The organism is Candidatus Similichlamydia epinepheli (genome assembly GCF_003056015.1).
This window is the reverse complement of record NZ_PPEU01000016.1, coordinates 1-15,615: the sequence shown is the minus strand read 5'-3', so window position 1 is coordinate 15,615 and position 15,615 is coordinate 1. Positions and strand designations below refer to the sequence as shown.

Sequence of the window (15,615 nt, the reverse complement as noted above, 5' to 3'; positions counted from 1 at the left end):
TCTTATGTAAAGGATAGGCGAAGGTACACGAAAAATGGTTTTCCTGGCACACTCAAGCGGCTTTGGAAAGATGGCTGAGTGGTCGAAAGCAGGCAAAATGAAATATCCGAAATTTCTAGAATGATGAAAAATCTAGCTAGGGAATTGCACATCCCTTTGCTCTGTTTAGCGCAATTGTCACGCAAAGTCGAAGAAAGGCCTGGACACAGGCCAATTATGAGCGATTTAAGAGAATCTGGATGCTTAACAGGAGAAACAAAAATCTCTTTTGAAAATGACATGCAAAGGTTAGATCAAATTCAACCTCAACAAGGAATCTGGTCTGTGAATAACCCTCTTAAGAGTCCTAGTCACTGTTTAGGTGAAGTTGTGCACAAATGGGAAAACGGGGAAAAAAATATTTTTCTTTTGAAGACTGAACGAGGAAGAAAAATACGAGCCACTGCTAACCACCGTTTCCTATTGAAAAACAGATGGGTTCGACTGGATGAAATGAAAACTGGAGAAGAGGTCACGTGCATTGACCAGCATCGAAACATAGTTTGGGACAGGGTTTCAGAAATAAAGCCAGACGGAAAAGAATTTGTATTTGATTTAACTGTGACACCAAATCACAATTTCATAGCAAACGAATTTGTCGTTCACAACAGCATCGAGCAAGATGCAGACATAATTCTTTTTCTATTGAGAAGAGAGTATTACGACCCAAACGATCGACCTGGATCAGCGGAAATCATAATTGCTAAAAATCGTTACGGAATGACAGGTCAAGTCGAGCTAGCCTACCGAGCGCGATTAGCTCAATTTGCAAATCTATTTAGAGAAGAACACAGCCCCGCAAACAGAGATGAGAGAACAGCTCCTTCACCTAAAAAATTCCAAGATTTCTCACCAAGTTGACTGCTTCTTGTTTCTAAAAAAAAGAACAAAGCGTAGACTGCCTATCGCTTGACTCCTTTTTGCTTAGCAAGGACAAAAGACAGGACGTTTATGTCATCGGTCAAAAAGAAACGCAGACACAAAATGAATAAGCACAAGCGCAAAAAAAGGCGCAGGCGGGACCGGCACAAGCACAAATACAAGTAGTTTTGCTTAGCTTCCTTTGGGAAGATTGCCGAGATCGAAGAGGGCCGTGGCGTTACGCGACGTGTCTTCAACGATTTTTTCTACTGGTTCTCCTCGCAGATTTGCCAGGAAGTGAGCGATTTCGGGAAGGAATTTGCTTTCGTTTGTTCTCTTCCTGTTAGGCTCTGGACTTAGGTATGGTGCGTCTGTTTCAAGAACGTATGAGCTTGAGTCTACTTCCTTCATGCATTCGCGTAGCTCCGTTGACTTCTTGAAAGTTACGCAGCCGCCTATTCCTATCAGCCATCCTCTTTTGATAATTTCCTTGCATTCGTTCTTTCCACCGCTAAAGCAATGGACGACCCCAGGTCTACTTTTTGTATGATTAAGGTAGTGACGATCTAGCATTTCCAATACATGAGCTAGAGCGTTCCTGGAATGGACGATAATTGGCAAGTCAGTTTCAATGGCGAGTTCCATGTGGAGTAGAAATCGTCTTTGTTGCTCTTCCAGTGTGACGGATTTATGAAATAAGTCTATTCCGGTCTCACCTATAGCATGCAGCATTCCACTTTTCGCTTTTTGAACGACTTCTTCCCAAAAAACGTTATCTTTTCGGTAAACCTCAGCCGGATGGAGAGCGGCAGCGAGCTTGATTTCTGATGGATAACATTTCTGCAATTCGACACCTCTCTCCAAATCCGAGGAGGAGAGGCAAATGTTTATCATGGACGTTACACCGTGAAGTATAGCCTCTTTCACGCGTGAATGGGCTGGCCACAGCTTATCGTCTGCCCAATGTATATGTGTATCAATTAAATTCATAATTAACGGAAGGCTTGTGCATTAAGGAAAAGCAAAACTGAACTGATCATGAACTGGATGAATCCCGATGTTTTGAACGAATAACTCACTTCGTTCTAGTACAAAAAAAGCGACTACAACAATTACTGCTATTACGACCCACATCCACGATACGAATGGGTTAACAAATTCTTTTGAACAAAATATGCAGAGGGAAACTAGATAAGAAGTTAAGCAAAGGGACCAAACTGTTGAGGGGAAATAGACAGTTTCAGAAAAAGTTTTACCAAAAAAGATAGCTCCCATTAGGAAAAGCCAACCTGAAAGAGAATGCACCCATCGCTTGACTGATCCCCAAACCCCGCCATCATACATCTGACCAAAAAACACGTCAGATAGGCTAGGCGCAAGAAGGCCTAGACCAAAAGAGAGGTGAAGTGGCCAAAGGTAAAAAAATCCTTTTGAGACTAAATCAAATAAAAAACCTTTGATGAGTGGCATCGAAAAAAGAAAGACCACGAATGTTTGAATGAATGTCTTAAGGAAAACAGACAACAATGTGGGCAAAAAATCTTTCTTTTCATGCGTAGAAGATACACGTGGCCCCTCTAGGAAAACATGGGTAGCGCATCCAACAAAAAGAATACAAACGGCCGAAAAAAATGCTGCGTGATAAGGTGAAAAGTTCTCAATTAGTACTTTTGGGTTTGTGAAATATATTAGCAGCTGGAAAAAGATCCCGGCAGCAAGTGTTGATACTAGAACAATTCCTGCAACGATAAATCGTTCGAGCAGTCCAAAAATAGAAAAGAGCTGAAAAGTGACTCCCCATTCAACCGGTCCAATCAAATGAATAAGGCGAACGATGAAACCGCAACCGAACATGCCTAAAAGAAGCGAGAGATAATAAAAGGAGAAACTAAAAGAAAGGGAAACTGGTAAAAAAGTCCCATTGGCTAAGTCGCCTAATGAAACATGGGCCACGTGGGTGGTCTCTTTGCATACAGCGATTCCGGTTAAGAAGACACAATAAGCAGCTAATAATCTAACTACTTGCCTAAACATATTTTCTCCTAGCGAAGAGTTGAACTGAAGTTTAGCGGGAAAAAGATTAACCCCATAGACCTCTCTCTTGGTTGAGACGTTTGTTAAATCGTATTCAAATAAATCGGAATCATGAAGATCGATTTTCTTTTTTCTCTCTCTTGCCCTTTTGGATTCTTTTCAAAAGGTATCTTTTTTTTGCTTATCTTACTTCTCCCTACCACTTTCTTGTTGTTCATGAGAAGCTTCCTGCATTTGAGAAGATGCCTCATCACGAAAAAGGAGATGTCTTTCTACATACGAGAAGCCCAGGACCGTCCATTTGAGCTTCTAAAAAAGAATATTTTGATTCACTCTGTACTACAATCAATCTATGAAGATTTTTACAGTGCCTGTTTATTGCTGATTCAGAAAAACAGTTCATGCACCAAAGAGGGTGGCCATCTTTCCAATGAAGATATTTCCCTTATTGAGAAAAGAATTCTATGGGCTCTTGATGAGACACGTCACAAATTTGAAGTCAAATTATCGCCTTTCCTCTTCCTGATGCGCTTCGCTCCTGGAGTGGCTATAATTGGATTTTTACATTCTTTATTGTATGCCTGGGACGGATTAGAGTTGCCACCATCGGCTAACTATCGCTTAGCCATTTCCTTTTTGATCTTGGGGGCCACCAATTGGTTAATAACTTTTTGTTGTTATTTTTGGTCCAAAAGAAGAGTTGAATCTCTGATGGCTCAAATTCGCTCACTCTTTCTACGTGTGAGGCAGGCTGTCGAAATTCAATATAAAAAAGTCAAAACTTCATGAAAACGATAATCAAACCTTGAAAAGATAAGGGTGGTTCACAAAAAGTCTACGGATTATAGATGGTTCCTATCCCTCATACTGAGTGAAAGACAGAGCGAGTTCTGTTCCATTTCGAATCGTAGGGAAGCCGTACTTTGGTCTGAGACAACCTATTGTAGCTGGAGAAACATTCGATATGATGTCTAAAAGAGTCCTTCTCACTCTTCTCTTGATTGCAAGTTGGGTATCCTGTTTCACCGCTGAAAAATCCTTCAATGAACCCCGTTCGCTCGCCCATAAAAAGGGGAACGAAAAAGAGGAGGAGAAGACCAGCGCTGAAGGGATGCGCCTGAGGCTTCAAAAGCTTCTTTCAGCTTTGATACAATTGAAGGCAAAAGTAGAGAAAAAATTTCCTGCCAAATTGGATCAATTACAAAAAAACATTCGTAGAGTTGAGATTCTTCTTAAAAAGATCAAAATCTCACCAAATTTCGTTAAGCAAAAGGAGCTAAACCAGGTCAGAAAAGACATTCAAGATTTGATCGTCGAAGTGAGGCAAGGTTTAATCGGTAAAGAAGAAAAGAAGAACAAAAAAGAAGAAAATCCGCTATCTCCTAAAGAATCTATAAAAACGGAAGAGTCCCACTCTAATGATCCGGTTAAAAAGGATAATATAAGCGAAGAAGCTTCCCCTGTTCCCATTCGACTTGACCACGAACTCGCTAAGCGCTCACAAAATGATAAGGTTTACGTTAGTGAGGTTAAAGAAGAGCTACAGAACTTATCAGAAAACGTTCAAACTTTACAAAAGGAATGGAAAGTATTGCTTGATAAAATAGAGGAGACCGATTCTTTTCTAGCTCAGTGTATGAAAAAGAATGTCTCCTCTTGCCTAGCAGCAATTCATAAGCAACTTTCAGATGATCTTGCGCTCATATACGATAGGGCGAACGAGTCGATTTACCGTGTGAAATCTGTCTATGATGAGATCACTTTCTTCTTATCAAATGAAAGATCAACCATTTCTAAGAATCTCCTAAGGAAATTACGCGCTGATTTGCAACTTGAGTGGAATGATTTTCAAAAATCTAAGGATCGACTTGAAGGATTTCTGTTAGCTCAAAGGAGGCTACCTGACTGGTTTCTTATTGGAGATGAACCACCTTCAGAAGAAGTCGAAGATAAAAAACCAACTGATAATTTCTCATATAAGAGTCCCCTCAAACCAGTAGAAAGACCTAGCTTAGAAAAGCAGACTCACGAACATTCTACTCCTACAGAAGTAGAACCCGCTTCAGAAAATTTGTTAGCTGAGAAGTCAATTGAACCTACACAAAGAACAGATGAGGACAAACAGCAATCTCCTGAACCAAAAGACAAGAAAGATAATATTGAAGAAAAAGCATCCGACCTCAAGCAACAAGAAAAAATAGATGTCCTTAGAAAATCTTTTAAGCAATTTTCTAACCAACACAAAGGGTTTAAAGAAAGATTTCGAAAGTTACAAAGTTTTGATCCAGCAATCCATCTGCTAAAAGAACTGAAACAAGAGATGAATGAAGCCGAGGACGAACTGAAAGAATTTCGAACTTGCCTTGAAAAAAGGTTAGAAGAGTTTCTTCTCAATGGGAAAATGAACAATAAGAAACTCTCTAAAGTCCACCAAAAAAAATTAGTTGCAGGTAGAAAACTTGCCAAGTTGAAACAAATTTTTATCTTTTTAGAAGAAGAAAACGATCTTCATCCGAAAGAAATCCAAATCAAAGGTCTTCATTTAGTGAAGAAAGGAGAAAGTGCATGCACTCTAGCTCAAAAATACGACGTGTCAGTAGAAAATATTCTTCACGCGAATCCAAAACAGAGTGAGCCTTTTCAAGAAGGGGATCTCATAAGTATTCCAGTACCTCGTGATGATAAAAAGTCATGTAAAAATTTAATAAAGAAATCTCGCTAGTTCAATTACAGTTAAAAAAGTAATGGATAAATGCGAGAAGAACCACCACCATCCAAGTTGAAATTCATGAAAAAGAGCGACAACCAAAATTGCCTGAAAAAAAGTTAAAATCTTCCCAGACAACATAGATCTTTGTAGACAAGCAGACGACTGTTCTCTGCTCCTCCTAATAGCCCAAAGAATCCAATAAAAGAGAAGGGCAACATCCCTTAATGGAAATATGAGCAAATGGTGAAGATGTGCTTCAGAGATGGATGTTGAAAAATGACAAATAACCGAGTAAAAAAGAGCCCGATCAGCCAAAGCGTCAAAAAGAGCGCCGATAGGTGAAGAGACATTCCAGCGTCGCGCCAAGAATCCGTCTATTCCATCCGAAAAGAACCCAATAACAAACAGTTTTTCCTTAACAGAACTATCAACCTCAGAAAGGATAATCCCAGCACACAAAAAACGAGAGGATGTCACAAGATGAGGAAGAGACCTCTTAATTCTTAAAATAAACGCACTCACGGACCACCGTTCAATCTTTCAAAGAAAGAAGAAACTCCACATTACTGTTGGTCTTTCTAAGACGGCCCAAAAGAAGATTCATAGCATCGATTACTGACAGCTCAGTGGTCGCTTGACGTAAGATATAAATTTTTTCTAACTCACTAGGATGATAGAGCATCTCTTCTTTACGTGTGCCGCTACGAACAATGTCAATTGCAGGGTAAATCCTACGGTCAGAGAGCGCTTTCTCTAGACAGAGCTCAGTTGTACCAGTCCCCTTAAATTCTTCTGCAATCACTTCGTCCATCCTAGATGAAGTCTCAACTAATAACGTTGCAAAAATAGTAAGGGACCCTCCCTCCTCGATGTTCCTAGCTGCTCCGAAGAATCTTTTAGGCTTATGAAGAGCGTTCGCATCAATTCCACCAGACAAAATTTTACCAGAGTGTGGCTGTACTGTGTTGTACGCCCTTGTCAAACGAGTAAGGGAATCCAGTAGGATCACAACATCGTGACCTACTTCCACTAATCTTTTCGCTTTTTCAATTACCATCTCAGCTACTTGTACGTGCCGCTCAGGAGTCTCATCGAAGGTCGATGCAACCACTTCTCCCTTAACGGTTCTTAACATGTCAGTTACCTCTTCAGGTCTCTCATCAATGAGTAAAACGAGAAGAGTTACCTCTGGGTGATTCGTTGCAATAGCTCTGGCTATATTTTGCAACATGACAGTTTTACCAGATCGAGGCGGAGCTAAAACGATTCCTCTCTGACCTTTTCCAAGTGGGCTGATTAAATCAATAACACGTGTTGCGAAGACGTCTCTGGTCGTCTCCATAACCAATCTCTCACTCGGGTAACAAGGAGTCAAATTCTCGAATAAAATACGATCACGTAACTCCGCAGTTCCCTTGCCATTGATTTTATCAATTTGATGAAGTGCAAAGTACTTTTCTTTGTCTTTTGGTGGACGAACAGTGCCAGAAACGGTATCTCCCTTCCTCAAATCGAAACGACGTATCTGAGCAGGAGAAACATAAATATCTTCGGCAGAAGAGAGATAGTTATAGTTTGGGGAACGAAGAAAACCGAATCCGTCGGCCAAAATTTCAAGACCGCCTTCACAAACTAAAACTTCGTCAGGGCGCTCACAAAGAACTCTAACACATTCAAATACCATCTGAGATTTTGTTAAAGATCCAGTAAAACGGAATCCAATCTGTTTAGCGAAAGCATGCAATCCCTCTACATTCATTCTCTGAAGATCAGCAATTCTTGTTATTCTTGTCGGTCTATCAGAAGAAGAGATCGACTCATCGGCAGATGAAGAACCACCATTGTCCTCTGGAACAATACGAATCAAACGGCAACGGTCTTCTTGTTGGTCACGAACACCACCTGAATACATTCGATCAGAAGAAAACGTTTGTCCATGACTTCCTAAAGAAGATGTTCGATCAGATTTTGGCCTTCTAGGAATTGGTCTACGTTCTCTCCTTTCAGAGGAAAGTTTATCAGATCCTCTATCAATTGATTTCTCAATTGAACGAGATCTAGCCATTACATTCTCCTTAGGAGAAGGTCGTCTTTGCCCTGAAGAAGGAGAGACGAGTACAGAAGGTGGTACAAGAAGATTTTCCCTTGAACGCTCGTCACAAGCAACTTTCGCTCCTGCATGTTTTGAGAGAGGGTCCGAAGACGGAGACTCTGGATTGAAAGATCTGGAATTCATGTAAGTCCCTTAAATGACAGAAAGAGAAGATGAACAACTTCATCGACAGAAAAATGACTTGGTCTACCATAAATGCTCGAAGAGGAGGCTAAATTCTCCAAAAATTAACGCTCTCCTAGAAACAACTCAAAACTCCCCGAATTCGGAAAACGAACCAACCAAAAAAAGAAACCAACGAAAAACAACCTTCGAGGGGAATGAGACCAAAACTCGCGAATGCCGCTCCCAACTCTCGAAGCGAGACGGCCAGGGCAAGTTACATATTCTAACGAACTAGCTATTTTCTCCCAAACAAGGTCTGTAGAGTCAAGTGGAAAAACTATTGAAAAGAACTCTTAAAAACGAACTAAAACCTTTTTCTCTCAACCATTCTTCCAGCTCTGGCTTTGGTAAAGGACATTTCCAAAAAAAACTTGGAAGCGAAACTGTATCTATCAAATGTGTAAACTTTTCTAAGAAAAGAGCTTGTTCTCGATATTGATAAAGAAGCTTCCCCACTCTGTTAGATAGTGAACAAGATTCTATTGCCCTACTAAGAGTTCCATGCTCCTCTAGAATAGAAGAGGCTGTTTTTGGTCCAAGCCCAGGTATTCCTGGTAGCCCGTCCGAAGCATCCCCTACGATGGCTAACCATGCAGGAATTTGCTCAGGGAGAACACCGTATTCAGCCATAACTCCTTTTTCATCTAAAAAAACCCATTCTTTTTTTGGACGAACGATCTGGAGATTTGAAGAGACAAGTTGACATAAGTCCTTATCAAAAGAGACAACACGGAATTCCCTGTTGCGTTCCTTGACGACACTGCCTATTACGTCATCAGCCTCTTCTCCCTCAATAGAAAGACAAGAAATCCCAAAACAATCACACAAATACGGAACTTCACCTATTTGAGCATAAAGATCAGGATCTAACTCTATTCTATCTTCTTTGTATGTGGGATAAATTTCACGCCTGCGTCTCTTATTATTAGGGCCATCCAGCACAATTACAACAGGAGATCCAGGGAAATCGTCCTTTAAACGAATTAAAAAACGAACGAAGGAGAAAAGAGCACCAGTAGGTTCTCCTTTTTGATTTCTCAGAGGAGGCATTCCAAAAAAAGAACGAAACAATATCCCCGATGCATCAACTACAAAAGAGGGAAGAGACTCACTCATCGAAAAGAAAAGCAAGACAGAAGATTGGATGTGGCAAGTGAAGAAAACCAAGTTTCAACCATGGACGGAAAGGTTGATACTTTTTCAACTCGTACAACAGATGCATCTGAAGTGCCTTGCAAACTCTCTATAGAACGCAAGCACCCAGCTCGACCTGTAACAATTTCGTCTATCAATCCCAATTCAAATGCTTCTTCAGGAAGAAAGACAGAAGCGCCTATTTCTTCACGCAACTTCTCTATTGGGACCTTTCGGTATAAAGAAACGTGTCTTAGAAACTTGTCATATATTTGATCAACTAAACTTTGTCGTCGAATTATGCCCTCTTCTTCCAATGGGAGAAGATAATTCAGATCCGTCTTGCCAGTACCTGCACTAATCAACTTCACATCGACTCCTAGCTTTTCCAATGTTTCTCCGAATGAAATACATGGAGAAACAACCCCAATGGAACCGATTAGAGATATCGAATCAGCAAAAATTCGATCAGCAACACAACTGGTGAAAAAAGCCGCGGAAGCACAGATCCCATTAACAAGCACATAGACAGGAATCTGCTCTCTTTCCTTCCACACTTTTAAGCAATCGAAAAGATCAAACCCTTCTTTTGCCAAACCACCTGGAGAATCCACCTGAATAATAAGTGCAACAACGCCTCTCCATTTATCAGAAATTAAGTTAGTTGCGTAGTCGAGAGCCCCCTCAACATCATGTCTCGAAAGAGAACGTCCATTCATTTCTCCTCGAAGGGAAATTTCAAGGAATATAGATCTATCTAGACTCGGCTCTAAAAAAACCCCATTTGAATTAGAAGAGGTGTACAAGGCGTATTTACCCCCCGAGCTCAGAGGGGCTTTAGAAAAAAGAAACAACACCAATCCAGAAATAAACAAGCAGCTCACAAGCAGGCCAAATAGCCATCCAGCTGCCCTTGAAAAAGCACTAAAAAATGAATCCAGGTAGCACTTCATAACGCCTTCCCTACGTATTAAACTTAGGAGTTTTTATGCGTCTTGTCTGGATTTTAGGACTTGTCTTTATAGGATACACATACATATGCGAAGAACTTCCACTTCACTTCTTGATGGAATTCATTTCTCCTAAACGGCCCTACTACGAGCTATTTATCTCGACCCAAACCAACGAAAGCCTCTCCCAATTCTTTCATAAAAAACATCCTCAAGCAATTCTGCTTGAAATGAAACGGGAGTTAATTCCCTACATCGAACTTAAGGTTAAGTATAGTCCAAAACCTCTCACTACTGAAGAGAAAATGGCATTATGGTCCCTACATAATGGAGAAATGGTAGTGAGCACAAAAACTTGGCAAAAAACGCACGGGTTAGGAGATTGCCTTCGTGGAAAAGTTGGCGTAGAGGAAATGCGATTGCTTAAAGAACTTGTACGAAAAAGACGTCCAACTTCTCTAGATCAATTGATCAAACAAACTCATACACCAGAAGAAATGAAACAAGCTTCACTAATTGTAGATCGCTGCTTAGAAAAAGGATTACTTATCAAGAAAAATTCCCTTTTACAAATTCACATCAAGCAACCTAAGTGGCCCAACAAACCTTTTACTGATACGAACAGATCTCTTTCTTATGCCCCTTGTGACAACTTTTTAGCTTTTCGAGCACAATTTTCAGACAAAGAGATAGCGCGACTAATGGAGGTGTTGTTCGAAGATCAGCAACTGAAAGTCCAATCGTACCGAATGATTTTTGTGCCCATATATCTCATGATGTTTGAGCAAAAAGGAGAAAGGAAGACTATTTATCTCAATGGATTAACTGGATCTGTTTACGACTTAAACTGAAATAGCATTTTTTCCAAAACTTCCCTTATCACAGAAAGCCCTTCACTAGTCATACCTGAAACGGTAAAAACACCAGAAAAGTCGTACCTTTGACTAAAAAAAGAGATAATTTCCTCAGACGCTCCATAACAATCTACTTTATTCAAAAGCAAAAAAGATTCTTTTTTAAGAAGAGAATCGTCGTATGCTCTCAACTGACCCAAAAGAAGATCAAGATCTCGCTCCATATCTAAACGATCTTCACGCAATTCAATCACAAACAGGAGAACTTTAACTCTATTGATATGTCGTAGAAAACGATGACCGAGACCTCTTCCTGAATGAGCCCCCTCGATAAGACCTGGAACATCAGCAAGGGTCCAGGTGCCAAAATGAGTCGAAAGAACCCCCAGATTTGGAACAATTGTCGTAAAAGGATAGGCTCCTACACGTACTGGAATTCCTGTCAAAGACGAGAACAGTGTTGACTTACCCGCATTTGGCAACCCAACCAAACCAACATCGGCAAGGGAACGAACCTCTAATCTAACTGTTCGTTCTTCGCCAGGACTGCCTTCAGTTTTTGACCAAGGAGCTTGATTGGTTGGAGAGCGAAAAACCAAATTGCCCTTCCCACCACGGCCTCCTTTACAAACGACAATTGGAACAGATGAACAGCACACGTCCGCTAATAGAGAGTCATCTTCACAATCCCAAATGACAGTTCCATTAGGGAGGTCAAGAACTAGGTCCCTTCCATCCGAACCCCTGCACCCATTTGAACCACCCTTTCTTCCATCCTCTGCTCGAATAACTGGCTTTTCCAACAGAGCATGCAAAGAATTAACATGAGAAGAGGCACGCACAATGATTGAACCCCCGGACCCTCCATTCCCTCCTCCAGGACCTCCTTTCGGAATTCTCTTTTCACGAACCCAAGAAATGGCGCCGTCGCCACCACGTCCAGATATCCACCGTACACTTTCTACTTCATCAACAAAGAAAGACATCAGGAAAAGATCAAGAATCCGAATTTAAAGGGCAAACTTCAAGAAACACTTTTTTTCTACGTACAAAACGCACATGGCCAAGGATCATTGCAAAAAGAGTGTCATCAGATCCCCTGCGGACATTTTTACCAGGATGCCACTTTGTACCACGTTGACGAACAAGTATACTACCGGCCGAAACAAGCTGGCCATCTCCAACCTTTACTCCGAGGTACTTGGGAAGAGAATCCCTTCCATTTCTTGTAGACCCCTGACCTTTCTTGTGAGCCATTTCAGTCCACTCCTCTAAGAATCTCTAGAACTTCGATGCGAGAATACTTCTGACGATGGCCCAAACGCCTACGACACCTTTTTCTTCTCTTGTAACGAAAAAACACCAACTTCTCACCGGCAACATCCCCAACGACTCGCACAATTATGCGAGCGCCTGGAATAACAGGCGAGCCAACTAAAAGACCTCCATCTTTTTCTCGAATTGCTAGCACATCACACAGCTCAAGAATATCACCAGACTTTGCCTGCAACAACTCAACATCAACACACCGACCAGTCTCAAATTTGTACTGCTTTCCGCCCGTGCGTGCAACAGCATACACTAAATCCATCCGACACGCCCCCGACTAATGAAAAAACAATGCGCAATCAAAACAAAGAAAACACAAAACAAGTCGACCAGTTTAAACATGATCAATGGAGATTGTCAAACTTTACAACCTAAGGAGCGACAAACGTACAAGAGAATGGACTAGAATAAAATTCACTCTAAGAAATTAGCCAGGACCGGAATCGAACCGGTGACACAAGGATTTTCAGTCCTTTGCTCTACCGACTGAGCTACCTGGCCAAGGGGAGTGGGAGGATAATCTTACACAGCCTTTCTGCGCAATGCGGTCGATCCGTTACAATTTCTTTTCGGTCAATACACCACTATCAATGAATTGAAAATATTCTGTGAACAAGTTAACCTCTCTGAGGTCTTTTCACTTTCAGGAGCGTTCTGGATGCCGACAAAAAACCAACTTCTTCGAAAGGGTCGTCAATCGAAAACAAGAGGATCAAAGGCGCCGGCTTTGCAGTCGTGCCCTCAAAAACGTGGGGTTTGCCTTCAGGTCAAAACAAAAACTCCGAAGAAGCCTAACTCCGCACTTAGAAAGGTTGCTTGGGTTCGATTATCGAACGGTCAAGAAGTGATCGCTTATATTGGTGGAGAAGGCCATAACTTGCAAGAACACAGCATGGTTCTCATACGGGGTGGTCGTACTAAGGATCTTCCTGGTGTACGTTATCACATAGTGAGAGGCGTGATGGATTGTGCTGGGGTGAAAGGCAGAATGAAAGGCCGATCTAAGTACGGAACGAAAAGACCCGTTGCGAAGGCGTCATCCAATAAATAACGTTCTTAACGTCACAGATGTTCACGTTTTTTCACCTTCTCAGCCAAAACGAAAGTTTCGGCACCCTTTTCAAGAATTAAATTATGGATTTTAAGAGGCCTGCCTATGTCTCGTCGTCGTCGCGCAGAAAAAAGAGAAATTAATCCGGATCCTGAGTTCTCCAATCAACTTTTGGCGAAGTTCATCAATCGTGTCATGATGAAAGGTAAAAAGTCACTTGCGCAAAGAATTGTTTACCGTGCCCTTTCCAGTCTTGCGCACAAGATAAATTCAGAAGATCCGGTAAAGGCGTTTGAGCAAGCTATCGATAATGTTAAGCCTCTCGTTTCGGTCAAGTCAAGAAGGGTAGGTGGAGCTACTTACCAAGTTCCTGTTGAGCTTCCAGCTGATAAAAGAATCTCGATGGCATTCAAATGGATCATTCATTTTGCGCGTTCCAGACCTGGTCGAAGCATGGAAGATGCTTTAGCTCTTGAACTACTAGACGCTTACAACGGACAAGGCACAAGTGTAAAGAAGCGCGATGAGACACACAGAGCTGCAGAAGCGAACAAAGCATTCGCTCACTATAAATGGTAATTTTAGTTGATAGTTTAGTTAAGAGGGACACATCAGATGTCATCTAGTTCACAGGATCCCCAGCTAGCCTTGCTTCGTAACATTGGAATCATGGCACATATTGACGCAGGAAAGACGACTCTTACAGAAAGGATTCTTTTCTATTCGGGGTCCGTGCACGCAATGGGTGAAGTGCACAAAGGTTCCGCTACCATGGACTGGATGGAGCAAGAGCGAGAAAGAGGAATAACGATTACCTCAGCTTCGACTCGAGTTTTTTGGGGCAATTCCGTAATAAATATTATTGATACTCCTGGGCACGTTGATTTTACGATGGAGGTCGAGCGTGCTCTTCGAGTTCTTGATGGCGCTTGCGCCGTCATATGTGCTGTTGCAGGAGTACAGCCTCAAACTGAAACAGTTTGGCGACAAGCAGACAAGTACGGCGTACCTCGATTGGCGTTTGTGAACAAGATGGATAGAATGGGGGCCGATTTTTTTGGTGCAGTCAACTCCATCAAAGAAAAATTAGGAGCGACTCCTGTACCGGTTCACGTTCCGATAGGCGCAGAGGCAGAATTTCGTGGAATCGTAGACCTGATTGAAGGTAAGGCCATCTTTTTTGAAGATGACTTAGGAAAAAAATTTTCCGTTGGAGACATTCCCGAACACATGGTCAAAGAGTGTCTTCATCATAGAATGAATATGTTGGAAGAGATTGCCAGCTGTTCAGGTGACTCAGAATTTCTTGATGACCTTTTGTCCAATCCCGAAATAATTACAATTGAACGAATTCAGAAGCAAATTAGAAATGGCGTTATTGCAGGAGAAATTATCCCTGTTCTTTGTGGAAGTGCATTCAAAAATAAGGGAGTTCAGCAGCTATTAGATTGCATAGTCCTATGGCTTCCTTCCCCTCTTGATCGTAGAGCGGTGAAAGGGCTCGATCCTCGTACTGAAGAAGAAAAGACACTCAATCCAGATCCAAACGGTCCGTTCGTAGCATTAGCGTTTAAGATTATGAGCGACCCGCACGTCGGACGTCTTACATATGTCAGAATCTATAGCGGAACGCTAGAAAAAGGCACGGCGATATTCAATGTATCGAAAGGAAAAAAAGAGAGAATTTCTCGCATTTTGCAAATGAATGCAAACGATAGAACAGATCTCGATAAGACTACTGTCGGAGAAATTCCAGCTTTTGTCGGGCTCAAATTTACAACTACTGGTGACACACTTTGTCAAGAAGGTACACAAGTCCTTCTTGAAAAAATAGAATTTCCGGAGCCAGTTATTTCAATGGCTATTGAGCCAAAATCGAAAGCTGATCGAGAAAAGCTTTCTGTGGCTCTTTCGTCTCTTTCGTCTGAGGATCCGACTTTTCGCGTTTCAACTAACGAAGAAACTGGGCAAACAATTATTTCTGGAATGGGGGAGCTTCATCTTGAAATTCTTTGTGACAGAATGGTGCGAGAGTTCAAAGTAATAGCCAATGTTGGCAAGCCGCAAGTCTCTTACAAAGAAACGATTTCTAAACCTAATCGTTCCGAGATGAAATATGTTAAGCAAAGCGGTGGAAGAGGACAGTATGCGCACGTTGTTCTTGAAATAGAACCGAATCCACCCGGAAAAGGAAACGAAATTCTCAACAAAATAAAGTGCGGAGCCATTCCAAAAGAATATATTCCTGCGGTCATAAAAGGGATTGAAGATGGACTCGGGACTGGTGTGCTTGCTGGATATCCTCTTGTAGATGTGCAAGTGTCCATCGTTTTTGGTTCTTTCCACGAGGTTGATTCAAGTGAGATTGCGTTTAG

The 15,615-nt window shown here is 41.6% G+C and carries 17 protein-coding genes and 1 tRNA gene; 8 read left to right on the top strand and 10 right to left on the bottom strand.

Annotation, left to right across the window (positions count from 1 at the left end; translation table 11 throughout):
* The first annotated feature begins 78 nt into the window (after nucleotides 1–78).
* Nucleotides 79–900 (top strand): DnaB-like helicase C-terminal domain-containing protein, encoded by an 822-nt coding sequence (locus tag GCCT14_RS01755; protein ID WP_108623966.1) that lies wholly within the window; start codon nucleotides 79–81, stop codon nucleotides 898–900.
* Between the two features lie 90 nt (nucleotides 901–990).
* A complete protein-coding gene (locus GCCT14_RS05600) occupies nucleotides 991–1,086 on the top strand; it encodes an AURKAIP1/COX24 domain-containing protein (RefSeq protein WP_108623965.1) in 96 nt (31 codons plus the stop codon).
* A 6-nt stretch (nucleotides 1,087–1,092) separates the two neighbouring features.
* On the opposite strand, the gene GCCT14_RS01745 is transcribed toward GCCT14_RS05600, so the two are convergent.
* Complete coding sequence (locus GCCT14_RS01745) at nucleotides 1,093–1,890, bottom strand: TatD family hydrolase (RefSeq protein WP_108623964.1); 798 nt, start codon at nucleotides 1,888–1,890, stop codon at nucleotides 1,093–1,095.
* A gap of 21 nt (nucleotides 1,891–1,911) precedes the next feature.
* Nucleotides 1,912–2,934, bottom strand: coding sequence for a hypothetical protein (locus tag GCCT14_RS01740; RefSeq protein WP_157952470.1), 1,023 nt, complete (start codon nucleotides 2,932–2,934; stop codon nucleotides 1,912–1,914).
* A 264-nt stretch (nucleotides 2,935–3,198) separates the two neighbouring features.
* On the opposite strand from GCCT14_RS01740, the gene GCCT14_RS01735 reads away from it, so the two are divergent.
* Nucleotides 3,199–3,723, top strand: coding sequence for a hypothetical protein (locus GCCT14_RS01735; protein ID WP_157952469.1), 525 nt, complete (start codon nucleotides 3,199–3,201; stop codon nucleotides 3,721–3,723).
* Between the two features lie 178 nt (nucleotides 3,724–3,901).
* Entirely contained in the window at nucleotides 3,902–5,656 is a 1,755-nt protein-coding gene (locus GCCT14_RS01730; RefSeq protein ID WP_157952468.1) for a LysM peptidoglycan-binding domain-containing protein, read from the top strand.
* On the opposite strand, the gene GCCT14_RS01725 is transcribed toward GCCT14_RS01730, so the two are convergent.
* The 4 genes from GCCT14_RS01725 to GCCT14_RS01710 all read right to left on the bottom strand — a co-directional run bounded on the left by GCCT14_RS01725 (nucleotide 5,636) and on the right by GCCT14_RS01710 (nucleotide 10,009).
* Nucleotides 5,636–6,166, bottom strand: coding sequence for a CDP-alcohol phosphatidyltransferase family protein (locus GCCT14_RS01725; RefSeq protein ID WP_157952467.1), 531 nt, complete (start codon nucleotides 6,164–6,166; stop codon nucleotides 5,636–5,638). The genes GCCT14_RS01730 and GCCT14_RS01725 overlap by 21 nt on opposite strands.
* Before the next feature lie 10 nt (nucleotides 6,167–6,176).
* Nucleotides 6,177–7,556: a transcription termination factor Rho gene (gene rho / locus GCCT14_RS01720; protein ID WP_108623968.1), complete on the bottom strand. Its 1,380-nt coding sequence runs from the start codon at nucleotides 7,554–7,556 to the stop codon at nucleotides 6,177–6,179.
* A gap of 630 nt (nucleotides 7,557–8,186) precedes the next feature.
* Nucleotides 8,187–9,038, bottom strand: a complete 852-nt coding sequence (locus GCCT14_RS01715) for a 5'-3' exonuclease (RefSeq protein WP_108623959.1) — start codon at nucleotides 9,036–9,038, stop codon at nucleotides 8,187–8,189.
* Complete coding sequence (locus GCCT14_RS01710) at nucleotides 9,035–10,009, bottom strand: S49 family peptidase (protein WP_108623958.1); 975 nt, start codon at nucleotides 10,007–10,009, stop codon at nucleotides 9,035–9,037. Before GCCT14_RS01710 ends, GCCT14_RS01715 begins: the two co-directional genes overlap by 4 nt.
* Nucleotides 10,010–10,044: 35 nt before the next feature.
* Here GCCT14_RS01710 and GCCT14_RS01705 point away from each other — a divergent pair, with 35 nt between their 5' ends.
* On the top strand, nucleotides 10,045–10,857 hold the full coding sequence (locus GCCT14_RS01705; protein WP_108623957.1) for a hypothetical protein: 813 nt from the start codon (nucleotides 10,045–10,047) through the stop codon (nucleotides 10,855–10,857).
* Here the strand turns inward: GCCT14_RS01705 and cgtA are convergent.
* From cgtA to GCCT14_RS01685, 4 genes are all read right to left on the bottom strand, one after another.
* Complete coding sequence (cgtA, locus tag GCCT14_RS01700; protein WP_108623956.1) at nucleotides 10,842–11,846, bottom strand: Obg family GTPase CgtA; 1,005 nt, start codon at nucleotides 11,844–11,846, stop codon at nucleotides 10,842–10,844. The genes GCCT14_RS01705 and cgtA overlap by 16 nt on opposite strands.
* 10 nt (nucleotides 11,847–11,856) lie before the next feature.
* Nucleotides 11,857–12,117, bottom strand: coding sequence for a 50S ribosomal protein L27 (gene rpmA, locus GCCT14_RS01695; RefSeq protein ID WP_108623955.1), 261 nt, complete (start codon nucleotides 12,115–12,117; stop codon nucleotides 11,857–11,859).
* A 1-nt stretch (nucleotide 12,118) separates the two neighbouring features.
* The gene (gene rplU / locus GCCT14_RS01690; RefSeq protein ID WP_108623954.1) at nucleotides 12,119–12,451 is read right to left on the bottom strand and encodes a 50S ribosomal protein L21; all 333 of its coding nucleotides are present in this window, start codon (nucleotides 12,449–12,451) and stop codon (nucleotides 12,119–12,121) included.
* A 166-nt stretch (nucleotides 12,452–12,617) separates the two neighbouring features.
* A tRNA-Phe gene (locus GCCT14_RS01685) sits at nucleotides 12,618–12,690 on the bottom strand.
* A gap of 157 nt (nucleotides 12,691–12,847) precedes the next feature.
* Here GCCT14_RS01685 and rpsL point away from each other — a divergent pair.
* The 3 genes from rpsL to fusA form a co-directional block, all read left to right on the top strand.
* Nucleotides 12,848–13,240 carry a 30S ribosomal protein S12 gene (gene rpsL / locus GCCT14_RS01680; RefSeq protein ID WP_108623967.1) on the top strand — a complete coding sequence of 131 codons (393 nt, stop codon included), beginning with the start codon at nucleotides 12,848–12,850 and terminating at the stop codon, nucleotides 13,238–13,240.
* A 105-nt stretch (nucleotides 13,241–13,345) separates the two neighbouring features.
* Nucleotides 13,346–13,819: a 30S ribosomal protein S7 gene (gene rpsG, locus GCCT14_RS01675; protein ID WP_108623953.1), complete on the top strand. Its 474-nt coding sequence runs from the start codon at nucleotides 13,346–13,348 to the stop codon at nucleotides 13,817–13,819.
* A 36-nt stretch (nucleotides 13,820–13,855) separates the two neighbouring features.
* The coding region (gene fusA, locus GCCT14_RS01670) for an elongation factor G (RefSeq protein ID WP_108623952.1) at nucleotides 13,856–15,615 on the top strand (1,760 nt) is incomplete at its 3' end.

Bases quoted from the DNA above. Each gene is read 5' to 3' on its own strand.
- GCCT14_RS01745 (WP_108623964.1), bottom strand. From the start codon at position 1,890: ATGAATTTAATTGATACACATATACATTGGGCAGACGATAAGCTGTGG.
- rpsL (WP_108623967.1), top strand. From the start codon at position 12,848: ATGCCGACAAAAAACCAACTTCTTCGAAAGGGTCGTCAATCGAAAACA.
- GCCT14_RS01715 (WP_108623959.1), bottom strand. From the start codon at position 9,038: ATGAGTGAGTCTCTTCCCTCTTTTGTAGTTGATGCATCGGGGATATTG.
- rho (WP_108623968.1), bottom strand. From the start codon at position 7,556: ATGTATTCAGGTGGTGTTCGTGACCAACAAGAAGACCGTTGCCGTTTG.
- rpmA (WP_108623955.1), bottom strand. From the start codon at position 12,117: ATGGCTCACAAGAAAGGTCAGGGGTCTACAAGAAATGGAAGGGATTCT.
- GCCT14_RS01740 (WP_157952470.1), bottom strand. From the start codon at position 2,934: ATGTTTAGGCAAGTAGTTAGATTATTAGCTGCTTATTGTGTCTTCTTA.
- GCCT14_RS05600 (WP_108623965.1), top strand. From the start codon at position 991: ATGTCATCGGTCAAAAAGAAACGCAGACACAAAATGAATAAGCACAAG.
- GCCT14_RS01730 (WP_157952468.1), top strand. From the start codon at position 3,902: ATGTCTAAAAGAGTCCTTCTCACTCTTCTCTTGATTGCAAGTTGGGTA.
- rplU (WP_108623954.1), bottom strand. From the start codon at position 12,451: ATGGATTTAGTGTATGCTGTTGCACGCACGGGCGGAAAGCAGTACAAA.
- GCCT14_RS01705 (WP_108623957.1), top strand. From the start codon at position 10,045: ATGCGTCTTGTCTGGATTTTAGGACTTGTCTTTATAGGATACACATAC.
- GCCT14_RS01735 (WP_157952469.1), top strand. From the start codon at position 3,199: ATGTCTTTCTACATACGAGAAGCCCAGGACCGTCCATTTGAGCTTCTA.
- GCCT14_RS01710 (WP_108623958.1), bottom strand. From the start codon at position 10,009: ATGAAGTGCTACCTGGATTCATTTTTTAGTGCTTTTTCAAGGGCAGCT.
- cgtA (WP_108623956.1), bottom strand. From the start codon at position 11,846: ATGTCTTTCTTTGTTGATGAAGTAGAAAGTGTACGGTGGATATCTGGA.
- rpsG (WP_108623953.1), top strand. From the start codon at position 13,346: ATGTCTCGTCGTCGTCGCGCAGAAAAAAGAGAAATTAATCCGGATCCT.